The sequence below is a fragment of the Bartonella sp. AA89HNZF genome, from assembly GCF_042196905.1.
Classification (GTDB): domain Bacteria; phylum Pseudomonadota; class Alphaproteobacteria; order Rhizobiales; family Rhizobiaceae; genus Bartonella.
In genome coordinates, this window is the sequence record NZ_JBHIRD010000002.1 from 44595 (window position 1) to 66384 (window position 21790).

The following is a 21790-nucleotide window of genomic DNA, read 5'->3' on the forward strand; positions in this document are numbered from 1 at the left end:
AAAGATGACTGATACTTTTTGGGCATTTGTTGGGTTAGTTCTTTTTTTGGCTCTTTTAGTCTATTTCCAAATTCCACAGAGGGTTATACACCATCTTGATGCGCGCGCGAAACGTATCAAAGATGAACTTGATGAGGCTCTGCGTCTTCGTGAAGAGGCACAGGAAATATTGGCTGAATATCAACGCAAACATGCAGAAGCAGAAAAAGATGCGCAAGAAATTATTGCAGCAGCAAAGCATGAAGTTGAATCTGTTATTGCTGAAGCCCGTGCAAAAGCAGAAGAATATGTAAAAAACCGCAATAAATTGGCAGAACAAAAAATTTCCCAAGCAGAAGCCGATGCTATGCGCATGGTTTCTTCATCGGCTATTGATTTGGCAATTTCTACAGCACGTACCCTTATTACAAGAGAAATAGATGCTAACAAGGTAGATGAACTTATTAAAGAGTCTCTTGAGAAAGAATCATTTATCAAAATGAAAACATATCTTAATTAATGATATTTGAGAGATAAAGAACAGTCTCTTTGGTTGCATAATTTTCTCAATATTAATTAGTATCAATATTAATTAATAAAAGTCATAAAAAAGAAAAATTTATCTTCATTGTTTTTATCAGTTAATAGGCTCTTTGATTTTAAATGACAAGTTTTGAGAAGTCTGCAACCGATTGTGTAACAATGTGAGTGCGTTTGAGAAGAGCAAGACGGTTAGCACGAACATCAGGTTTTTTATCATTCACCAATACTTTTTCAAAAAATATATCAATCAATTTTCCAAGTGGCGCTAGCACACTGAGGGCAAATGATAAATTTGTTGTATTGATGGGAGCAAGAACTTTTTTTTCTACTTCACAGATTGCATGATAGAGCTGTTTTTCTTCTTTCTCGACAAAGAGCTCAAAATTAATTTCATTCGCTATTGTTGTGCTTTTTTGAAATTCATTTTCAAGAATATTGGCAGTACGTTTTACAGAGGCTACAAAGTTCATTCCATCATGGGTGTTGATAAAAGCGATAAGCGATTCGACACGACGTGCAACCAATAAAAAATCATCAGAATCTTTATTTAAAACGGCTTCAAGGGCGTCGTAACGAGCGCCTTCCTCTTTTAGATAGATTTTCAAACGGTCATGAAAAAAGAATAACAGATCTGATAAAATATATTCTGTTTTTTCTGGAAGCAGATTCTGCAATTGTGGATTTTCTCTTTGAGAGATTTCATATTTATTTTTTTGTTGTAAGAAAAGATTCGTTGCTAACTGGAACAGTGGCATAAGATTGATTTTCCAATCTCGCGAAAGTACAAGCCTAATAATTCCCAATGCTGCTCGTCTTAACGCATAGGGATCTTTTGAGCCCGTTGGTTTTTCATTAATGAGCCAAAAGCCAACGAGCATGTCAATTTTGTCGGAGAGCATAACGGTTATAGCAAGTGGTTCTTGTGGAAGACGATCTGTTGGTCCTTGAGGTTTATAATGGTCTTCGATTGCTACAGCGACGTGAGGATCTTCCCCTTGAAGAAGGGCGTATTTTTGCCCCATAACACCTTGTAGTTCAGGAAATTCTCCGACAATTTCTGTTTGCAAATCAGCTTTTGCAAGGATGGCTGCACGTTTCGCTAAGAGAGGATCTGCTTGTATCAAAGGTGCAATTTTTTGTGCGAGTGTAGCGATGCGTTCTACTCTTGCACCTTGTGTACCTAATTTGGCGTGAAAAGTTACATTCAAATGATCAAGTCGCGCCATTCTTTGATCAAGAGGTTTTTTTATATCAAGATCAAATTTTTTTACAGAAGATTCCAATTGTTTAATATCGGGCAAATCACGCTGATCTGTTTTCCAAAAATAGAGTGCATCAGAAAGACGAGCATGGACAACCTTACTATTTCCTTTAGAAATTTCTTTGCCTTCATCATTGGCGAGAATATTAGAAACGAGAATAAAATGATGAGAAAGTTTTATCTTTTCCCCTTGTTTACGGGTGACAAAACATTTTTGATTAGCTCGAATGGTCAAGCGAATAATTTCTGGAGGAATATCAAGGAATGATTTGTCAAAATCACCCATAAGGATAACAGGCCATTCAACAAGGCCAGAAACTTCTTCTAGGAGGGCATTATCTTGAACCAGTTCTAAACCGTTTGCAAAGCAAAGATTTTGAGCATCAGCTAAAATAATATTCTTTCGTCTTTCTGCATCCAGAATGACTTTGTGTGTTTCAAGTTGAGTAACATAGTCATCAAAGCGACGCACCTGGAATGGCTTTCCGTCACTTAAGAAACGATGACCATAAGTTAGATTATTGCTTTTAAGAGAACCAATTGTAAACGGAACAACATGTGTTTCGCCAATTTCTGGTCCGAAGATGCAAAGAATATTTTGTAAAGGTCTAATCCACTTCAAAGTACCACTTTGTGCTGAATCTTTTCCCCAACGCATAGATTTAGGCCATGGAAAGTTGCGGATAATATCCGGTAAAATATCGGCAATAATTTCTTCTGCAGCTCGACCTTTTTTAACAATTTTAGCAATATAAAAATGACCTTTTTTATCATCATGTCCAATATGCGCTTCAGAAACATCATTTAATCCTGTTGCACGTAGAAAACCATCAATTACATGCTGTGGTGATTTTATACTGGGACCTTTGCGTTCTTCATGGACATCTTTGGAGCGTATAGAAAGTCCGCGTACGTCCAATGTTAACCGACGAGGTGTCCAATATTCACGAGCGGCTTTATAGGTTAATCCAGCATTCACAAGTTGATCCGTAACAGCTTTTTTAAGATCAGCAGCAGCTTTTCGTTGCATACGTGCGGGTATTTCTTCACTGAAAAGTTCAAGAAGAAGATCAGACATTAGGCCTCTCCAGTATATATTTGTCCAGCTTCTGTGAGTAAGAAGGCTTCCCCACAACGGCGCGCGAGATTACGAACGCGAAGAATGTAATTTTGTCGTTCGGTTACAGAAATAACGCCACGTGCTTGCAAAAGATTAAAGATATGGCTCGCTTTAATACATTGATCATAGGCAGGAAAAACACAGCGATGGAATACATTTTCTTTATTTGGTTTTCCAGCATCAAGAAGTGCGCTGCATTCGCGTTCTGCATCGATAAAGTGCTGATGGAGCAGTTTTGTATCAGCAAATTCGAAGTTGTAATATGAGTATTCCTGTTCTGCCTGTAAAAAAATATCTCTATAACTTATTTTGTTTTCTCCCTCTAAACCATTAAAGTTAAGGTCATAGACGTTATCAACCCCTTGGATATACATCGCTAGACGCTCAAGACCGTATGTGAGTTCCCCTGAAACTGGAGCGCATTCAATGCCGCACACTTGTTGAAAATAAGTAAATTGAGAGACTTCCATTCCATCGCACCAACATTCCCATCCAAGCCCCCAAGCACCAAGAGTGGGACTTTCCCAATCATCTTCAACAAAGCGAATATCATGCAGTTTTGTATCAAGCCCGATAGCTTGTAGCGACTTTATATAAAGTTCTTGTAGATTGAGCGGAGAGGGTTTGAGAAGCACTTGGAATTGATAATAGTGTTGTAAACGATTTGGATTCTTACCATATCGGCCATCTGTTGGACGTCGAGAGGGTTGGACATAAGCAACTTTCCAAGGGCGTGGCCCTAGAGAGCGTAATGTTGTTGCTGGATGAAAAGTCCCAGCTCCGACTTCCATATCGTAAGGTTGCAAAATTGCACATCCATAGTGTGCCCAATAATTTTGCAAAGTTAAGATTAGTCCCTGAAAAGAACGTTTGGGGTTAAGATGTTCAGGCAGTTTCACGCTTTATACTCTTTATATTGGACTAAACAAAAAAACAAAGTAATTTTAGTTTCTCTATTTATTATTCATGTGGTTTATGGTTAAGCATCGTTTATTGCAAACCAAATTTCAACTTTTCTTGAATTTGTTCAGAATTTTCTGGTTTTCCGTCAATTGCGTGGTTCCATTGAAAGATTGCTTCACGTTTACGCCCAACTTTCCAATAGGCATCCCCTAAATGATCATTTAGTGTTGGGTCTTCAGGTTGTAATCTGACAGCATTTTCTAATATTTGCACTGCTTTATTATATTCTTTTAGTTTATAATAAGCCCACCCTAAAGAATCGAGAATATGACTGTTGTGAGCTTGCAAAGCAGAGGCTTTTTGTAGCATACGGAGCGATTCTTCAAGCTTCTCACCACGTTCCACAAGGGAATAGGCTAAATAATTAAGAACCTGCGGTTGATTTGGGAAAAATTCAAGTGATTTTCGCAAGTCAAGTTCTGCTTTTGGCCATTGCTTTAAACGTTCAAAAGCAATACCACGCTGATAAAAGAGTTTCCAATCGTCCTGCTGAAAGTTTTTTATCTTTGTAATAGCGTAGTCTAGAGTTTTAATAGCCTCAAGAAATTTATTGTCCTGCATATAAAAAGCAACGAGCGTTATCAAAATATTACGATCATTGGGAAATTTTTTATTTAACAATGTGAGTAATTTTATTGCTTCTTTGTAATTGTTGTTATTGGCAAGAAGGAATGCAAGATGAAGTTGTCCATCTTTATAATAAGGAGATTTAGGGGATAAAGCGCGATAAAGTTTAATTGCTTGATGTGGATCGTTCAATTTAGCAGAAATGTGTGCGAGCTGAAACAGTGTTGCGTCATTTTGAGGGTATAAGGCGAAAGATAATTGCTTAAAAATACGTGCAATTCGCCCTGAGTTTTTGTAGTTGAGGGCTGTTCCAAAATTATATAATACCTCGGCTGCTCCTTGTTGAGGTGTTTTAATAACTCTCTCTAAGAAAGATTTTTTTTCAATTTTTTCTTGAAAGTTTTTAAGGACTTCTCGACCTGACAACATTTGTTCGCCATGCTGGATTGTTTGAAGGGCTTGGTTGCGCATATTATGGCGCAATTGGAATGAGGCATAGGCTATGATAATACGCTCATAAGTATTAGGAGCGATAAGAGTTCCCTGTTTGTTACTCAGTGCTTTAATGAAATATTTTTTTGCATCCTTTGGCCGTTCTGCAAGGTCGCTCATAAGTGCTAGATGATAAGATATAAAAAGATCATACCAGACAGGACCTTTGAGTTTCTTAAGATCATCGATTGCCTGAGATTTGTGTCCAGATCCAAATGTAATCCAAGCGCCGATGAGTTCAGGTATTGGATTATTGGACGTAGGAAGTTCCTTTAATTTCAGAAGAGCCTTGGCATTCTTATAATCTTTTTTGATGAGACTTTCTACTGACAAAGTTAAGGAAACAAAGGGAGTTATAACATCGTTCTCTTTGAGTTTTTGGGCTTGTTGGACAGCTTCTTTAAAGTTTCCGACCGAGAGCATAGCTTCAAGGAGCTCTTTTTGTGTTTCAATGTTATCAGGTTGATAAACCAGTGCTTGTTTAAAATAATTGATAGCAAGTTCTGTTTTATTTTCATGATTTGCAACCCTTCCAGCTAAATAAGCACCTGTAAATGAGCTTGTATGAGTTGCTGCACTTATTTTACTGTAGGTGAGGGATGGCATCAGCATGATACCCACGATAAAGAGGGCAAAAAGTCGAGATACCGTTGCAGAGCACATGGAGCTAATCCTTTTCAAGATAATCAATTGATGGTGTTGTTTATAGATCATATCTCATTACTTTGTTGAGAAATACTGCGATTCTTGCAAAGAATTCAGTTTACGCGCGCAATACAAAATTCAACAGTCTCAACGAGAGCATTATAAGCAAGATTTTCATTCATGGGAACAAGAGCATCAATTGCATATTTTCCATAGATGCGTGCTTGTTCTATTGTATCTGTGATACTATCATACTTTTCCATTAAGTGTTGTGCGTGTGCGAAGGATTCATCATTATTATTGCCATCTTCAAGTGCCTTTTTCCAGAAATCTTTTTCTAGCATATTCCCACGCTCATAGGCGAGAATAACAGGCATTGTGATTTTTCCTTCTCTAAAATCATCCCCTATATTTTTTCCTAAGTTTTGAGCACTACCGCTATAGTCAAGTGCATCATCAATTAATTGGAAAGCTAAACCTAAGGATGTTCCATATTCACGTAATGAAGAACGCTCTTTATTTCCATAGCCAGCAATAATGGGTCCTACTTCAGCGGCTGCTGAAAAAAGTGCTGCTGTTTTTGCATCGATGATTTTGAGATATTCTGAAGGGCTGGTTTTTATATTTTTTGCGGCAGAAAGTTGCATAACTTCTCCTTCAGCAATAATTGCAGCAGCGTTGGCTAGGACAGAGAGCGCTTCTATGGAACCGACATCGACCATCATTTTAAAGGCCTGCCCCAATAGGAAATCACCAACAAGTACACTTGCTTGATTCCCCCAAATCATACGAGCTGTAGATTTTCCACGTCGTAAATTACTTTCATCAATCACATCATCGTGTAGTAATGTTGCTGTATGCATAAATTCAACAGCTGTTGCGAGTTTTATATGCCCGTCACTTTGATAACCGAACATATGAGCAGAAGCGAGCGTAATCATTGGGCGTAATCGCTTTCCACCTGATGAAATAAGATGGTTAGAAATTTCAGGGATCATCTCAACCTCTGATTTTGCCATAGAGAGAATAAATTGATTTACGCAATCCATATCTTTTTGAGTAAGATTGACAAGAGATTGAAGAGAAATTTGAGTATTTCTTATTTGTTTTGGTTTGATAGCTGCACTCAATGTGTTTACTCCTAGAGTATTGCAATGGACATATATAAAATTTACTTTATTCATTAGCATAAAGGGGGTTTGGTTTTGACTCAAGCTTTTGATGTCGTTTAAAAGTGTTAGCTTGGAATGTTATTGGCAAGAAATGTTCTTTAGCGAGTGTAATCTTATTGTTATAAAATAATAAAAAATTTAAAATAGCAGCTGAATGGCAAAAATGCAGTTTATAAAGGTGAGCATTAGGCTTTTAAATGGATAAAGCAGCGAATCAGAGTGGTGAAACAATTGACAGTTTTCACCGCGGGAAATTTTATTTGGTTCAACCCCATAAATATGGTCATCGTTCTGGAATGGATGCGATGTTATTAGCTAGTTTGGTTCCAAGTGATTTAAAGGGCAAGGTTGTTGATTTAGGTGCTGGTGCTGGAGCTGCAGGACTGGCTGTTGCTTCGCGTTGTCTGAAAGTTCATGTTACCTTAGTTGAACGTTCGGCTTTTATGATATCTTACGCTCAAAAAACGCTTATGCTAAAACAAAATAAACAATTTGCTGGCCGCATTTGTTTGCTAGAAGCAGATGTTACTTTCAAAGGGAATGAACGTATAAAGGCAGGTTTGATAGATAATAGCTTTGATTTTGCGATTATGAATCCACCTTTTAATAATTCTACTGATCGCAAGACACCTGATCAACAAAAATCTGAAGCACACGTTATGCCTGAAGCGATGTTTGATAATTGGTTGCGGAGTGCAGCAGCGATTGTCAAGCCAGGTGGATACTTAGGGCTCATTGCACGACCACAATCACTAGTAGATATTTTGCGTGCTTTAGAAGGGCGCTTTGGTGGTATTTGCATCGTTCCTGTGCATGCACGTGCAAAGACAGCAGCAATTCGTCTTTTATTTTACGCAAAACGAGGAAGCAGAGCAGCTTTATCTATTTTACCGGCACTGGTGATACATGAAGATAATGGTCATACTTTTTCACCACGGATTGATGCAATTAATAATGGATATATAAGCTTGTGGGAACTTTTGTAATGGTATCTTGTGTTTTTCAGTTTATTCTTTAAAGTCTACACTTTGTTACTAGGGAGGTTTAGCTTTTGTATGAAATTATATTTCTGGTTGTAATGTGGGGATTGATTGGCGCTTTTGGATGGTATCGCGTTGTTCCTTTTTGTTGTCCTGTCCTCTTTAATTTTTCTTAACTTATAAGGAGATTTTGTTTTGATTGACGTTATCAAGAAACTTGTTCCCCATCGTTTTTCTTCCAATAAACTAGAAATTCCTGTCGTTCGCCTTCAAGGGGCGATTATGGATTCATCAGCATCTATATCTCGTACGCTTTCCCTTAGTAGATGTGCTAGTCTTTTAGAGAAGGCTTTTGCGTACAAAAAAGCACCGGCTATTGCCCTTATTATCAATTCTCCTGGAGGTTCACCTGTACAATCGCGTTTAATCTTCAAGCGTATTCGTGATTTGGCAGAAGAAAAAAATAAAAAGGTTCTTGTATTTATTGAAGATATAGCAGCATCCGGTGGTTATATGATTGCTTGTGCAGGAGATGAAATTTTTGCAGATCCTTCTTCGATTGTTGGTTCCATTGGGGTGGTTTCAGCTTCCTTTGGTTTTCCGGAACTTTTAAAGAAAATTGGTGTGGAGCGGCGCGTTTACACAGCAGGAAAGAACAAGGTTACACTAGATCCATTTCAGCCTGAAAAAAAGGCGGATATTGAGCATTTGAAATCTCTCCAACTGGAAGTACATCAAACTTTTATCGATTTAGTTAAAGAGCGGCGTTCTACAAAATTATCAAATGATTTGAATCTCTTTACAGGAATGTTTTGGAGTGGAAAAAAAGGCGTTGAACTTGGTTTGATTGACGGATTGAATGATGTACGTTCTGTTATTAAGGAGCGCTTTGGTAATGATGCAAAACTTCGACTTATTATGCCTCCAAAAAGTTTTTTAAGCCCTAAAACGCATTCAGGAGTGACTGCTCATACAGTTTATACAGCAGTTGACAGTGCGTTGATGGCAGCAGAAGAGCGGGCACTTTGGCAGCGTTACGGTTTGTGAGGCCAAAAATCATTCGAGAGGAGATTTTATCTAAAAACAGATGATAGAAAAAAAGCTTGAAATGATACGAAAGTTTATTTTGTATAAGAATTCTCCATATTTATTACTTATTTAGAAAACAATTAAGAATATTTCAAGCTGTTTATAGGGTTTATGCTACAGGTATGAATGAAAGGGGCATATTTATAAAAGAACTCTGTATAGGTTAATATTACGTCATATGATATCACATGTAAAAGCTTCGATCCAAAGACATTCTTATGTATTTACACCCATTAAATTGAATTTGGCTTTGCATGTTGTGGGGCAACGTGCTGATGGTTATCATTTAATAGAAAGTTTGGTTTATTTTAGTCTTAGCGGTGATTGCTTACACTATGCGTCTTGTGAAAGTGACCAGTTTGTTTTAACGGGGCCATTTGCAAAAGGGCTTGTTTCTCATTCAGATAATTTGGTTATTCGTGCACGAGATTTTATGCATAAGACTTTTCCTGAAAGTGCTCAACCTGCGTTTTTTCGACTTGTAAAAACATTACCTGTTGCCTCAGGTATTGGTGGTGGCTCAGGTGATGCTGCTGGGGTTGTAAGCATGTTGTATCAACAGTGGAATCTTGATTGCCCTTATGAAAAATTAGCAAAAATGAGTTTAGTTCTTGGTGCTGATGTACCCATGTGTCTTTTTGCATTAGAATATCAGCAGCCCCTTTTGGTTAAAGGGATTGGTCAAAAGATTATACGATTACAAGAGGCTTGTTCACTGGCAATGGTATTGGTTAATCATGGACAAGAAATTTCAACACAAGCTGTTTTTAAAGCGTTAGAGAAGCGTCATCATCCTTCTTTAAAAATTGATTCAGTCGCTTTAAAGACTGTTGATTCATTGGTTGAGGTTTTACAAGAAACGCGTAATGATCTTTTTTCTCCGGCATTAAAAATGGCACCTCAGTTAGCCGAAGTGTTATCTGTATTAGATGAATGTGGGTCTCTTTTTTCTCGTATGTCTGGAACGGGGGCAACTTGTTTTGGCATTTTTAAAAATCAACAAGCAGCGCAAAAGGCAGCTCTTTTTATCAAATCAATGTACCCAAATTGGTTTGTAAAACCGATCATGACTTTAGGAACTATTTGAGAAATAAAAACTTTTATTTTGTCTTGATTCTACTATACATAATGAAAAGGGTAACTAAAGAAATCTACTTTTTGTTTTTTAAACAAAATGAATACATGCTAGAATAATTTTTTAGAAGAAAAATGGACAATAGGATACTCTTTATCTCATGGTTTGTTTTTATCTTTTGTGTAAGAATTCGCAGAATGTTTGAAGAGCTATTTAAAACTGTAATGCTTGCAAAAAATAAGCAGGCTACAGAAATAAGTGTATATTTGTTGTATTTGTGATTTATCAAAGATGTTTAATGTGCCACTTCAACCAAATTTTTCGTACGAATTGGATTTGCAAAAACAGGGTTTTTTTCATATAGCAGGTGTTGATGAAGTAGGACGGGGGCCTCTCGCTGGACCTGTGGTAACGGCAGCAGTTATCTTGGATAAAGATCGTATTCCTAATGGGTTAAATGATTCAAAAAAACTTTCTTTTCTCCAACGAAATAGATTTTATCATGAAATTTTGCAAAGTGCATTAGCGGTTTCAGTTGCTAGTGTTTGCGCTCGTACAATTGATCAATCTAATATTAGACAAGCAACTTTAGAAGCAATGCGTCGCTGTATTAAAGGATTAGCTGTTTCAGCCCACTATGTACTTGTTGATGGACGTGATATTCCCTCTGGGTTGTCTTGTCCCGCAATTGCGTTGATTAAGGGCGATCAGCGTTCGGTTTCAATTGCAGCCGCATCTATTATTGCGAAGGTAACGCGTGACCGGATGATGGAATGTGCAGGACAAGTTTATAAAGGCTATGGTTTAGAGAAGCATGTAGGATATGCAACGTTAGTTCATCGTACGGCTCTTAATAAATATGGTCCAATCGTAGGATTACATCGTTATAGTTTTGCACCACTAAAAGAACGTTATAGGAATGATGTATCATGACGATTCTACCACTCAATAGTGCTTCGATAAAAGAGGCAATAGCGCTTCTTGAACAAGGGAAGTTAGTAGCGTTACCAACGGAAACTGTTTATGGATTAGCAGGCGATGCGACCAATGGGAGGGCAATTTCTTCTATTTATTCTACAAAGGGTCGTCCGCAAATTAATCCTCTTATTGCGCATGTCAGCGGCATCGAAATGGCGGAACGTTATGTTAAAATCGACTTTCTTTCACGCCAATTAATGGAGGAATTTTGGCCAGGGCCTTTGACATTGGTTTTGCCTTTAAAGGAACAGCATAATATCCATCCTTTAACGACTGCCGGTTTGAATACATTGGCTATTCGTTTTCCAGACAGTCGTTTTGCGGAAGTTGTACAATATTTTGGACGCCCACTTGCTGCTCCTAGTGCGAATCAATCAGGACGTCTTAGTCCTACTTCCGCTGAGGCTGTTTTTGCATCTTTGGGGGAATCTGTTTCTTTGATATTGGATGGAGGATTTTCTAGAATAGGGCTTGAATCAACGATTATTAAGATTTGTGGTGAAAATATTTATCTTTTGCGTCCAGGGGGGCTTGCGGCTGATGAAATTGAAGAAGTTGTGGGGAAGCCTTTAAAACGGATAGATCAAAGGGCGGCAATTGAAGCTCCTGGGATGTTAAAGTCGCATTATGCTCCCAATGCCACGGTTCGTTTGAATGTAGAAAAGGTGGAAAGTGGTGAAGCGCTTTTAGCATTTGGTTCAAAGCGTGTTATGGGGGCTGAAAATGCTGTTTCTATTTTAAACCTTAGCGAAGATGGAAAATTGGAAGAGGCAGCCTCTCATTTATTTCAATATATGAAGGAATTAGATTCATTTAAAGTGAGATGTATCGCAGTAGAACCTATTCCATCATACGGATTAGGGGAGGCTATCAATGATCGTCTTATACGGGCTGCGGCTCCAAAGGAGAAATGAATATGGAGCAGGAATTAATTGAGGGGTTTAGGGAAATTGTTGGAGCCAAGTATGCTATAACAGATCAGACGTTGATTGCACCGTATTTGCTTGAAGAACGTGGGCTTTTTCATGGAAAAACACCTTTACTTTTACGTCCATCTTCTTGCGCAGAGGTCTCATCGATTATGCAGTTAGCGAGCAAAACGCACACACCGATTGTACCACAGGGGGGGAATACAGGGCTTGTGGGGGGACAGCAACCAGATGAAAGAGGAGAGGGCGTTCTTTTATCCATGGAGCGATTAAATAAGATTAGAGCTATAAATCTTGAAGGAAATTTTGTTGTTGTAGAGGCTGGTGTTATTTTACAGGATTTGCAGAAAAAAGTGGATGAATCAGGTCGTTTTTTCCCTCTTTCTTTGGCATCTGAAGGTTCTTGCCAAGTAGGGGGAAATCTTTCGTCAAACGCTGGAGGGACAGCTGTTTTGGCTTATGGCAATATGCGTGATCTTTGTCTTGGTTTGGAAGTTGTTTTACCGGATGGGCGTATTTTAGATGATTTGCGTTTTGTTAAAAAAGACAATAGCGGTTACGATTTAAAAAATCTTTTTATTGGTGCAGAAGGCACATTGGGTGTTATAACCGCAGCCGTTTTGAAGATTTTTCCAAAAATAAAAGGAAAAGCAGTTGCCTTGGTGGGATTATATAGTCCGGCGAAGGCTTTAGAGTTTTTATCTCTGGCTCAAGAATATGGAGGAGGGATGTTGACAGGTTTTGAGCTTATGTCAAAGCTCAGTTTGCAAATGGCTTTAGATTATAAGATGTGTGAGAAGCCTCCTCTCCAGCAGAAACATGAATGGTATGTATTAATGAACATTTCATCGTTGCAAGGCAATGATGAGGCGTTATCGGTATTGAGTAGTATTTTAGAAGAAGCTTTAAAGAATGCGGTGATAGAAGATGCAGTTATTGCGCAATCTTTAAAACAGCAAGATTTTTTTTGGCAATTGCGAGAAAGTATATCATCGGCACAAAAGTTGGCGGGAGGATCTATTAAGCACGATATTGCAGTACCGCTTGCTTCCATTCCTGATTTTATTGCTGAAGCTGCACTTATTGTTGAAGATATTTCTCCAGGAGCACGGGTGGTTTGTTTTGGACACATGGGTGATGGAAATTTGCATTATAATGTTACACAACCTGTAGGGGCTGATACGACAGTATTTTTGCAGTTATGGTCAACAATGAACCATCGCATTCATAGTTTAGTGATGAATTATAAAGGTGCATTTTCTGCTGAGCATGGAATTGGTCAGCTTAAGCGCGAAGAACTTCGTTCTTTTAAATCGCCTGTCGCATTGGATATTATGCAAGGGATTAAAAAAATGCTCGATCCTTTAGGGATAATGAATCCTGGAAAAGTATTATAATTCAAGAATGGTGATCATGCATTTTTGTTTAGATTTTAATAACCAAAAAAGAAACCAGTTGTTTTTTATTCAAACTTTTAATAATCCAATGAGAAAAAGCTGCTAAAGGGTGTATGTTATTTAAGATAAATTGGGATAATGTATATGGCTAATCAATGCTTTAATCAGGCAAAAGCGGTGCTTGAATTTCGGTTAGATCCGTGCCATTTGCCACAAACTACGACATATTTTTCATCCAAAACGGGCAATAAGGTAATTTGTTCGTTAAATGAGCGTGGTGTTTCTTTTAAAACGGATATGCCTTCAAGCTTATCGCATTTAATACCTCCTTATCATTTTCAAGGAATTGCAGCACGTACCGTAAAAACGCGTTCAGGAGAAAGAGCTGTTGCATTAGAATTACTTCATGCAGATGAGGAAGCTTGTATACCGCTTTTGGTTTCCAGAGATTTGAATAATGTTCTTCTGGATTGGCGGTTATGGGCGGATACTTATGGCCTTCCCATGCTTATGATCAATGAAGATAATCGCATTCTGGTTGTAAAAGATCGTTCTGATTTACATCGATTTTTTGGTACAACATCGTATTCTAGACAAAAGCGTTTTTTACTTCGTTATAGCAATCCGTTCGGCTTGCGTTTGGTGATTGCGAATCGAATCGCACTCCAGTGATATTAATATGCATTCATTGTTGTACTACTATCAGCATTTATCTTGTTGTGCCGTAAAACATCGTTGTTTGGGGCGGTAACATAAGGGGGGGTAAACTTCACACATGAAGTGTTTTTAGAAGATATGGCGAATATTCTTAAGTTTGCTTGTCGGTTTTTGTGTAAGTGCAGCATATGAGTGGGAAGCAAGAGGACCCCGCTCAATGAGAATTCAGACTTTTACAGACGGGATTTGGTGTGACTTTTGGTTCTTGAAAACAAAGAGGAAGTCAATGATTGTAAATGAGAGTTTTTTGACACCATACATTGGCAGCAGGAATCGATGATGTAAAACGCTTTTTCGGAGAGGTAAAAACGGTTTTCATAACAATAGAAACTGTTTTTTGCGGTATAATTTTGGGTTTTTGCCACATTATTAAAACATCAGAAAATTACTGGAAGTGTTTTTAAATTTTTTTTAATAAATCATTTCTCCATTTTGAATGAGAGCTTTGAATATTGCAGAACATTCTTATTTCATCTCTCTTTTATAATCAAAATCATTTAGATAGAAAGGGTTATCGTAATATTGAGAGTTGGAAAATACAAAGATGGTATCGGTTTTTATCTTTATTCCAGAAAGATGGCAGAATGGATTTATACTATTTGCAGGTAGTGTCATAAAATGGGAGTGATGAGCATGAGAGATATTGTTTAAGAATTTGTATGTGAATAACATAACTATCTTTTTTGGGCATTTTATTTTTCGTAAAAGCGGAATTTCATTAAAAAACGCGATAGATAAAAGAAATGATAGTATATATGTTTTTCTTCAGGATTTTTATAAGAAAGAAAGTGTTTATAAAAATGATGAGAAAATACGTTTAAAGTAAAGATAACAGTAAAATGATCATTTTATATTATATTCTCAGATTCAGAATTTTTTCCTATTTCATCATGAGTAGGTATCCTATTTACAATATTTGATTGTTCAAAGGAAAGCACACTCATTTTTTCAAAATTATGGTCAACGTAAAACAGTGAGAAAATTTGTGTATCATGCTCTTACGTGAAATCATCAAATCGTAAAAAAGAATAGTCAAAGGATTTAGTTTTTTCGCGCAATAGCTCGCCATCCGATATCGCGACGAACAAAACCCTCTGGCCAATCAATATAATCAACGGCTTCATAAGCACGTTTTTGTGCTTGCGTAATCGTTTTTCCTGTTGCTGTTATATTGAGAACACGTCCACCATTTGCAATGAGTTGTCCATTTCGTAATGCTGTACCAGCTTGAAAAACTTTCACATCGGGAAGAGTATCTATTTTATCAACGTTACGAATAACAGTCCCTTTTTGGGGAGAGTCTGGATAACCATTAGCAGCCATAACAACGGTGAGAGCAGTCTTTTCAGACCACTGAAGAGGTTTATTTTCAAGATTTCCTTGAGCTGCGGCAAGAAAAATTGGTAGAATATCATCTTTAAGGCGCATCATTAAAACTTGACATTCAGGATCACCGAATCGTACGTTAAATTCAATTAATTCGGGTCCTTTTTGCGTTATCATCAAGCCGACGAAGAGAATACCTCTAAAGGGGGCGCCCATTTCGTTCATGCTTTTTAAAGCTGGTTCAACAATTTCTTTAAGGGTACGATTCACTATTTCTTGGGTCATGATGGGTGCTGGTGAATAAGCACCCATACCACCGGTGTTTGCTCCAGTATCTCCATCTCCTACACGCTTATGATCTTGAGCAGATCCAAAGGGAAGAGCAACTTTACCATCACAAAGGCAGAAGAAGCTTGCTTCTTCACCTTCCAGAAAAGATTCTACAACAATTTTGTTTCCTGCATCCCCAAATGCACTTTTGAAGCAGGCATCAACAGCGTTAAATGCTTCTTCTATAGTTGTTGCAACCACGACACCTTTGCCGGCGGCTAAGCCATCAGCTTTAATGACAATGGGAACACCTTGTTGATGAATGTAAGCTTTGGCTCTAGCGGCATCATTAAAGCATTGGTAACTTGCTGTAGGAATGTTATTCTTATGACATAAATCTTTTGTAAAAGCTTTTGAACCTTCTAGTTGAGCAGCTTTTTGAGTAGGACCAAATACACAGATGTTAGCGCTATTAAGAGAATCTGTTATACCTGCAACCAATGGTGCTTCTGGTCCTACAATCACAAGATCAATAGAATGTGCTGTACAAAAATCAATAATAAGGGGGTGATCATCAATGTCTAAATTAATATTTTCACCAAATTCTGTTGTTGCAGGATTTCCAGGAGCACAATATAACTTTGTTAGCAGTGGTGATGCTGCTATTTTCCATGCTAAAGCATGTTCTCGTCCACCTGAGCCAATAAGAAGAATATTCATTGCTTGCTCCTCTCATAGAAGATGATTAATTTCATCTCCTTCTCATAAGAATGAAATGTCTCTATCGCAAGACTAAAGGTAAATCATTTGATGAAAAAAAATAAAAATATCGCACCTGTTCAGTCCTATAATAGCCAAGGACGGGTTATGGATGCATCTTCCAAACAATGGGTCTACAGTTTACTTCCCTGTTCTTTATGGTTTTATGCGCAATTAGCGCGTTGGGATCGGCCTATCGGATGGCAATTGTTGATGTGGCCTTGTTTTTGGTCAACAACAATGGCTTTTCTCTCTTATGAAATGCATTATGATACTCTTTCATCAATGTTGCTTCATTGGGTTTGGTATCTTTTTCTTTTTTTTCTAGGATCCATCGCTATGCGAGGGGCAGGATGTACTTGGAATGATCTTATTGACCATAAAATCGATTCTCAGGTAGAAAGAACACGTTCTCGCCCATTGCCGACAGGTCATGTGAGTCGGTTTCAAGCAAAAGTTTTTATACTTGTGCAATGTTTGGTTGGTTTAGGCGTTTTATCACAATTTAATAGGTTTAGTTTTTTTCTAGGTATTTCGTCATTGATAGCTGTTGCATTTTATCCTTTTATGAAACGCGTAACATATTGGCCGCAGTTTTTTTTAGGCGTTGCATTTAATTGGGGGGCATTAATGGGGTGGGCTGTTGTCTTTGGAGGTTTAAGCTGGTCACCGATTTTACTTTATGTGGGATCAATCTTGTGGACCATAGGATATGATACAATCTACGCCCATCAAGATAAAGAAGATGACGCTACGGTTGGTGTGCGTTCTACAGCACTTCTCTTCGGTAAAGAAACCAAGCGTGCTTTAGTATTTTTGTATGGTGGTTTTGTACTGTTCGTGAGTTTAGCATTTTATTTAGCTGAAGTCCCTGTTCTTAGTTTTTTTGGGGTTTTTGTGGCAAGTATCCATATGTTTATTCAAATTAAAGTTATCGATATAGATGACAGTGCGCAATGCCTCAGGCTTTTCAAATCTAATTCGCTTATTGGTCTTGTGATTTTTGCTGGTTTAGTATGTGGTGGTATATGGATGATGTTTTATCCTACAGCTTAACAACAAATTAGATAAAATCATATATTCTGATGATGAGGAGAGGAATGAAAATACAAAGATACTTTCATTAATTTTAAAGTGTATTATTTTTTCATGTTCAAAGTTTTTTGTATTTTATGATTAGTTTTATTCCAGACCTTTCTGGTTTGAAATAACGATTTTTTCAAATTTTATTGAAAGTGCACTTTCTCTTATCAGAAATTACAAAAATAAAATCATAATTTTTGCTGAATATCGTGTTTTCTCTTAAAAAAGCTTGTTGCGCATCTATTGTCTTCAAGCAATGCAGTAGGAGATATTCTCAACCAACTTTTATAGTGAAAATAAAACTTTTCTATTGAAAGGAAACTAATCATTTTGTTTTAGAAATTTGCAAATAGAAAATAGTCATTGAACCCTTAGGAAGACAAAGTCTTCATAACGATAAAGCTTGAAGGATTAGGGATAAAGTTTTTGTTTTTTCCAATTGCTGTGTTCAACACAATCACGCGTAAAAAGCAGACGATCATGTAAACGAAATGGGCGATCACACCAGAATTCTATAGAAAGGGGTTTAACACGAAAACCAGACCAATAAGGCGGTCGTGGAATATTGCCTACTGCATAACGTGCAGTATATTGAGCAATTGCTTTTTCGAGCACAAAACGATTGTCTAATGGTTGAGATTGTTTAGATGCCCATGCCCCAATTCGACTCCCACGTGGTCGCGATTGGAAATAGGCATCCGCTTCCTGTTGACTTACTTTTTCAACAATGCCTCTAATTCTGACCTGACGACGGAGCGATTTCCAATGAAAACCTAAGGATGCCTTCATTGATTTTAAAATTTCTTGTCCTTTACAGCTTTCATAATTGGTATAGAAGACGAATCCTTGGGGACTGTAGTCTTTGAGGAGAACCATACGAACATTAGGAAGTCCTGTTTCGTCTACTGTTGCGAGCGCCATAGCATTCGGATCATTTATTTCGCTTATTGTTGCCTCTTCAAGCCATTTTGCAAAAAGTTCAAAAGGTTTTTGCATTTGCATAAAATGATCATCTGTTGGGATTTTATTGCTCATAGTGTCTCCAAATGTCAGCGAGCATGGGTAAGGCATTTTCTTATTTACTTTGTCATCTCGAAGTAAAGTAGCATTTTTTCCTATTTTCAAAAAGTCAATGCTATCGTGTATTTTTATAGTGGTTCCATTATTTTTGTCTTTAGCATAGACGATAATGAGCTATATTAAATAAATATCTCATTTTATCTGGTATTTTAGTTTATTGATAGACATATAAAGAAAGAAGAAATTATTCTCTAGAATAGATTGATAAAGTTATGAGGGATATTGAAAACATATCCGTTGATATTTTGAAAACCAAAAAATTGAAAAGAGGGCAATATGCGTGATCCCTACACGATTCTGGGTGTGGCACGTACCGCAAAATCGCAAGAGATTAAATCAGCATTTAGAAAATTAGCAAAGAAGTATCATCCAGATCACAATAAAGATGATGCAAAGGCTAAAGAAAAGTTTGCTGAAATTAATCAAGCTTATGAAATTATAGGTGATAAAGATAAAAAAGCACAATTTGACCGCGGTGAAATTGATATGGAAGGAAAACCACTTTATCAAGCCTATGGTGCTGGTGAGAATTTTAACAATAAACAAAATCCTTTTTCAGGAAGAGCGAGAGGATTTGATTTTTCCTCTTCAGGTGGTGCAGGTTTTGATGCGAGTGATATTTTTCGCGATCTGTTTGGGGGAGGCGGTAGCTTTTCGAATTCCACACACTATAATCGCCCTCAACAAGGAGCACATATTCGTGCTAATCTTGCCATAACATTAGAGCAGATGGTTGGCGCAGAAAAGGTGGAAGCCGTTTTTCCTAATGGAAAAAAGTTAAAAATTAAACTTCCAGATTATATTGAAGACGGGCAAACTATTCGTTTAAAAGGTCAGGGAGAAGAGGTTCCTCATGGGCAAGCAGGAGATGCATTAATAACCATTCAGATTCAAAAACATCCTCGTTTTCGGGTTGAAGGAAGGGCACTTCATCTTGATTTACCAGTTTCTCTTAAACATGCTGTTTTGGGAGCAAAAGAAGAAGTTGAGACATTGGAGGGACGTGTGGTTTTAACGATTCCTGCTTGGTCAAGTTCTGATCGCGTTTTACGGTTGAAAGGAAAAGGACTTCGTTTAAAAAGTGGTACAAGAGATGATCTTTATGTGCATGTTCGTATTATGTTGCCGGAAGGTAAAAATGTTGCGCTAGAACAGTTTTTGCAAATGCAAAAAGATTAAATTTTAATTTTTTTTATATATAAAGCATAGTTTTTGCTTGATTTTAAACCAATTACTTGAAGAAAAAGTTGACCTGTGTCATAGGCAAATGAATAATATTAATTTTAAGTAACAATGGGGCAGCGCTAATGGCTAAGGGTAATGGTTTATTGTACGGTAAGCGTGGCTTAATTTTAGGGTTGGCCAATAATCGCTCCATCGCTTGGGGAATTGCTAAAGCGGCAAGTAGCGCAGGGGCAGAGCTTGCTTTTACCTATCAGGGTGAAGCAATGAAAAAGCGTGTTGAGCCTTTGGCTGAAGAATTAAAGGGATTTGTTTGTGGACATTGTGATGTTTCTGACAGTGTCTCTATTGATACGGTCTTTAGAACCATAGAGAAGAAATGGGGCAAACTCGATTTTTTAGTTCATGCTATTGGTTTTTCTAATAAAGATGAATTAAGTGGTCGTTATGTTGATATCAGCGAATCAAATTTTATGATGACCATGAATATTTCCGTTTATTCCCTAACAGCTCTAACAAAGCGTGCAGAAAAGTTGATGCCGGATGGCGGTTCAATCTTGACACTGACCTATTATGGTGCGGAAAAAGTTGTTCCCAATTATAATGTAATGGGGGTTGCTAAAGCAGCTCTTGAAGCGAGCGTGAAGTATTTAGCGGTAGATTTAGGTCCCAAAAATATTCGTGTTAATGCGATATCTGCTGGACCGATTAAAACGTTAGCAGCTTCAGGTATTGGTGATTTCCGTTATATTTTAAAATGGAATGAATATAATGCTCCATTACGCCGTACAGTAACAATTGAAGAGGTTGGTGATTCTGCTCTTTATTTTCTTTCAGATTTGTCTCGTTCTGTTACTGGTGAAGTTCATCATGTTGATTCGGGTTATAATATCATAGGTATGAAAGCAGTTGATGCACCAGACATTTCTGTCGTTAAAGAATAAAGTTTGGTTTATAGGGTTTTATTGAACAGCGGTAATTTGACCAAATTAAAAGCGGCTGAGAGTATTTTGGAACAAAGAGCTGTTTTGTGTATAACTCAACATATGTTGTCGTTGGCGTATATTTTGACAGAGAAACGGATCTTTTTTCATGTCGCATAATACATTTGGTCATTTGTTTCGTGTAACCACATGGGGTGAAAGTCATGGTGCTGCTCTTGGTTGTGTCATTGATGGTTGTCCGCCTGGAATTATTTTTACTCTTGCAGAAGTTCAAGCTTATCTTGACAAACGGAGACCAGGACAATCCGTATATACAACGCAGCGACGCGAATTGGATCAAGTAGAAATTCTTTCAGGAGCTATCGCTCAGGACAATGGGACGGCATTGGTTACAACAGGTACACCAATTTCTCTGTTGATTAGAAATACAGATCAGCGTTCGAAGGATTATAGCTCGATTGCCCATCAATATCGTCCAGGACATGCGGATTATACTTATGATATTAAATATGGCATTCGTGATTTTCGAGGAGGAGGGCGTTCTTCGGCAAGGGAGACAGCAGCACGTGTTGCAGCGGGTGCATTTGCACGTAAAATTGTTCCTGGTTTGGTGGTTCGAGGAGCAGTGATAGCAATTGGTCCTCATAATATTAATCGTGATCGTTGGGATTGGTCAGAGGTTGATAATAATCCTTTTTTTACACCTGACGCAGAGATGGTTCACATTTTTAGTGATTATATCAGTAAACTCCGTAAAGAGGGGACATCTGTTGGTGCTGTTGTTGAGATCATTGCAGAAAATGTTCCGGCAGGTTTAGGAGCACCTATTTACGCAAAACTGGATCAAGATATTGCATCCTTCCTTATGTCGATTAATGCAGTAAAAGGAGTTGAAATTGGGGATGGTTTTGCGGCAGCCCGCATGAAGGGAGAAGAAAATGCCGATGAAATGCGGATGGGGAATGATGGAAAACCACTTTTTTTATCCAATCATGCTGGTGGTATTTTAGGGGGAATATCGAGTGGACAGCCAATTGTTGCACGTTTTGCTGTCAAGCCTACTTCGTCAATTTTAACGCCTCGTCGCTCTATTGATGTTGATGGTCATGATGTAGATGTTATAACGAAGGGACGTCATGATCCATGTGTTGGGATTCGCGCTGTTCCCATTGGTGAAGCGATGGTTGCTTGTGCTATTGCGGACCATTATCTAAGACATCGCGGTCAAGTTGGGTGAGT

The 21790-nt window shown here is 37.8% G+C and carries 18 protein-coding genes; 12 read left to right on the top strand and 6 right to left on the bottom strand.

Annotated elements, in window-relative coordinates:
- Nucleotides 1–4: 4 nt before the first annotated feature.
- Entirely contained in the window at nucleotides 5–499 is a 495-nt protein-coding gene (locus ACFIN0_RS01195; protein WP_375606432.1) for a F0F1 ATP synthase subunit B, read from the top strand.
- 139 nt (nucleotides 500–638) lie between these two features.
- Here ACFIN0_RS01195 and glyS read toward each other — a convergent pair whose 3' ends face one another.
- The 4 genes from glyS to ACFIN0_RS01215 all read right to left on the bottom strand — a co-directional run bounded on the left by glyS (nucleotide 639) and on the right by ACFIN0_RS01215 (nucleotide 6760).
- Nucleotides 639–2861 carry a glycine--tRNA ligase subunit beta gene (gene glyS / locus ACFIN0_RS01200; RefSeq protein WP_375701746.1) on the bottom strand — a complete coding sequence of 741 codons (2223 nt, stop codon included), beginning with the start codon at nucleotides 2859–2861 and terminating at the stop codon, nucleotides 639–641.
- On the bottom strand, nucleotides 2861–3802 hold the full coding sequence (locus tag ACFIN0_RS01205; protein ID WP_375606430.1) for a glycine--tRNA ligase subunit alpha: 942 nt from the start codon (nucleotides 3800–3802) through the stop codon (nucleotides 2861–2863). The genes glyS and ACFIN0_RS01205 overlap by 1 nt, the downstream gene beginning before the upstream one ends.
- 91 nt (nucleotides 3803–3893) lie before the next feature.
- Nucleotides 3894–5588 carry a tetratricopeptide repeat protein gene (locus tag ACFIN0_RS01210; RefSeq protein WP_375701747.1) on the bottom strand — a complete coding sequence of 565 codons (1695 nt, stop codon included), beginning with the start codon at nucleotides 5586–5588 and terminating at the stop codon, nucleotides 3894–3896.
- Between the two features lie 95 nt (nucleotides 5589–5683).
- Nucleotides 5684–6760, bottom strand: coding sequence for a polyprenyl synthetase family protein (locus ACFIN0_RS01215; RefSeq protein ID WP_375701748.1), 1077 nt, complete (start codon nucleotides 6758–6760; stop codon nucleotides 5684–5686).
- A 179-nt stretch (nucleotides 6761–6939) separates the two neighbouring features.
- Between ACFIN0_RS01215 and ACFIN0_RS01220 the strand changes: the two genes are divergently transcribed.
- From ACFIN0_RS01220 to ACFIN0_RS01250, 7 genes are all read left to right on the top strand, one after another.
- Nucleotides 6940–7728: a tRNA1(Val) (adenine(37)-N6)-methyltransferase gene (locus tag ACFIN0_RS01220; protein ID WP_375701749.1), complete on the top strand. Its 789-nt coding sequence runs from the start codon at nucleotides 6940–6942 to the stop codon at nucleotides 7726–7728.
- Between the two features lie 189 nt (nucleotides 7729–7917).
- Nucleotides 7918–8769, top strand: coding sequence for a S49 family peptidase (locus ACFIN0_RS01225; RefSeq protein WP_375614432.1), 852 nt, complete (start codon nucleotides 7918–7920; stop codon nucleotides 8767–8769).
- Between the two features lie 220 nt (nucleotides 8770–8989).
- Nucleotides 8990–9898 (top strand): 4-(cytidine 5'-diphospho)-2-C-methyl-D-erythritol kinase, encoded by a 909-nt coding sequence (locus ACFIN0_RS01230; protein WP_375606425.1) that lies wholly within the window; start codon nucleotides 8990–8992, stop codon nucleotides 9896–9898.
- 279 nt (nucleotides 9899–10177) lie between these two features.
- Complete coding sequence (locus ACFIN0_RS01235) at nucleotides 10178–10819, top strand: ribonuclease HII (protein ID WP_375701750.1); 642 nt, start codon at nucleotides 10178–10180, stop codon at nucleotides 10817–10819.
- A complete protein-coding gene (locus ACFIN0_RS01240) occupies nucleotides 10816–11778 on the top strand; it encodes an L-threonylcarbamoyladenylate synthase (RefSeq protein WP_375607815.1) in 963 nt (320 codons plus the stop codon). Before ACFIN0_RS01235 ends, ACFIN0_RS01240 begins: the two co-directional genes overlap by 4 nt.
- 2 nt (nucleotides 11779–11780) lie before the next feature.
- A complete protein-coding gene (locus ACFIN0_RS01245) occupies nucleotides 11781–13190 on the top strand; it encodes an FAD-binding oxidoreductase (RefSeq protein ID WP_375701751.1) in 1410 nt (469 codons plus the stop codon).
- 144 nt (nucleotides 13191–13334) lie between these two features.
- Nucleotides 13335–13862, top strand: coding sequence for a DUF6101 family protein (locus ACFIN0_RS01250; RefSeq protein WP_375609082.1), 528 nt, complete (start codon nucleotides 13335–13337; stop codon nucleotides 13860–13862).
- 1086 nt (nucleotides 13863–14948) lie between these two features.
- On the opposite strand, the gene purD is transcribed toward ACFIN0_RS01250, so the two are convergent.
- Nucleotides 14949–16223 carry a phosphoribosylamine--glycine ligase gene (gene purD / locus ACFIN0_RS01255; RefSeq protein ID WP_375701752.1) on the bottom strand — a complete coding sequence of 425 codons (1275 nt, stop codon included), beginning with the start codon at nucleotides 16221–16223 and terminating at the stop codon, nucleotides 14949–14951.
- 90 nt (nucleotides 16224–16313) lie between these two features.
- Here purD and ubiA point away from each other — a divergent pair, with 90 nt between their 5' ends.
- A complete protein-coding gene (gene ubiA / locus ACFIN0_RS01260) occupies nucleotides 16314–17318 on the top strand; it encodes a 4-hydroxybenzoate octaprenyltransferase (RefSeq protein ID WP_375701753.1) in 1005 nt (334 codons plus the stop codon).
- A 438-nt stretch (nucleotides 17319–17756) separates the two neighbouring features.
- Here the strand turns inward: ubiA and pdxH are convergent, their stop codons facing one another.
- A complete protein-coding gene (pdxH, locus tag ACFIN0_RS01265; protein ID WP_375606418.1) occupies nucleotides 17757–18380 on the bottom strand; it encodes a pyridoxamine 5'-phosphate oxidase in 624 nt (207 codons plus the stop codon).
- A gap of 321 nt (nucleotides 18381–18701) precedes the next feature.
- On the opposite strand from pdxH, the gene ACFIN0_RS01270 reads away from it, so the two are divergent.
- The 3 genes from ACFIN0_RS01270 to aroC all read left to right on the top strand — a co-directional run bounded on the left by ACFIN0_RS01270 (nucleotide 18702) and on the right by aroC (nucleotide 21788).
- Complete coding sequence (locus ACFIN0_RS01270; RefSeq protein ID WP_375606417.1) at nucleotides 18702–19604, top strand: DnaJ C-terminal domain-containing protein; 903 nt, start codon at nucleotides 18702–18704, stop codon at nucleotides 19602–19604.
- A gap of 128 nt (nucleotides 19605–19732) precedes the next feature.
- Nucleotides 19733–20551 (top strand): enoyl-ACP reductase FabI, encoded by an 819-nt coding sequence (fabI, locus tag ACFIN0_RS01275; protein WP_375701754.1) that lies wholly within the window; start codon nucleotides 19733–19735, stop codon nucleotides 20549–20551.
- 148 nt (nucleotides 20552–20699) lie between these two features.
- Nucleotides 20700–21788 (top strand): chorismate synthase, encoded by a 1089-nt coding sequence (aroC, locus tag ACFIN0_RS01280; protein ID WP_375606415.1) that lies wholly within the window; start codon nucleotides 20700–20702, stop codon nucleotides 21786–21788.
- The last annotated feature ends 2 nt before the right edge of the window (nucleotides 21789–21790 follow it).

What these genes read in the sequence shown, in the direction of transcription:
- ACFIN0_RS01270 (WP_375606417.1), top strand. Translation starts at nt 18,702, where the DNA reads ATGCGTGATCCCTACACGATTCTGGGTGTGGCACGTACCGCAAAATCG.
- ACFIN0_RS01235 (WP_375701750.1), top strand. Translation starts at nt 10,178, where the DNA reads ATGTTTAATGTGCCACTTCAACCAAATTTTTCGTACGAATTGGATTTG.
- purD (WP_375701752.1), bottom strand. Translation starts at nt 16,223, where the DNA reads ATGAATATTCTTCTTATTGGCTCAGGTGGACGAGAACATGCTTTAGCA.
- glyS (WP_375701746.1), bottom strand. Translation starts at nt 2,861, where the DNA reads ATGTCTGATCTTCTTCTTGAACTTTTCAGTGAAGAAATACCCGCACGT.
- ubiA (WP_375701753.1), top strand. Translation starts at nt 16,314, where the DNA reads ATGAAAAAAAATAAAAATATCGCACCTGTTCAGTCCTATAATAGCCAA.
- ACFIN0_RS01250 (WP_375609082.1), top strand. Translation starts at nt 13,335, where the DNA reads ATGGCTAATCAATGCTTTAATCAGGCAAAAGCGGTGCTTGAATTTCGG.
- ACFIN0_RS01240 (WP_375607815.1), top strand. Translation starts at nt 10,816, where the DNA reads ATGACGATTCTACCACTCAATAGTGCTTCGATAAAAGAGGCAATAGCG.
- ACFIN0_RS01220 (WP_375701749.1), top strand. Translation starts at nt 6,940, where the DNA reads ATGGATAAAGCAGCGAATCAGAGTGGTGAAACAATTGACAGTTTTCAC.
- aroC (WP_375606415.1), top strand. Translation starts at nt 20,700, where the DNA reads ATGTCGCATAATACATTTGGTCATTTGTTTCGTGTAACCACATGGGGT.
- ACFIN0_RS01210 (WP_375701747.1), bottom strand. Translation starts at nt 5,588, where the DNA reads ATGTGCTCTGCAACGGTATCTCGACTTTTTGCCCTCTTTATCGTGGGT.
- ACFIN0_RS01230 (WP_375606425.1), top strand. Translation starts at nt 8,990, where the DNA reads ATGATATCACATGTAAAAGCTTCGATCCAAAGACATTCTTATGTATTT.
- ACFIN0_RS01245 (WP_375701751.1), top strand. Translation starts at nt 11,781, where the DNA reads ATGGAGCAGGAATTAATTGAGGGGTTTAGGGAAATTGTTGGAGCCAAG.
- ACFIN0_RS01195 (WP_375606432.1), top strand. Translation starts at nt 5, where the DNA reads ATGACTGATACTTTTTGGGCATTTGTTGGGTTAGTTCTTTTTTTGGCT.
- ACFIN0_RS01215 (WP_375701748.1), bottom strand. Translation starts at nt 6,760, where the DNA reads ATGCTAATGAATAAAGTAAATTTTATATATGTCCATTGCAATACTCTA.
- fabI (WP_375701754.1), top strand. Translation starts at nt 19,733, where the DNA reads ATGGCTAAGGGTAATGGTTTATTGTACGGTAAGCGTGGCTTAATTTTA.
- pdxH (WP_375606418.1), bottom strand. Translation starts at nt 18,380, where the DNA reads ATGAGCAATAAAATCCCAACAGATGATCATTTTATGCAAATGCAAAAA.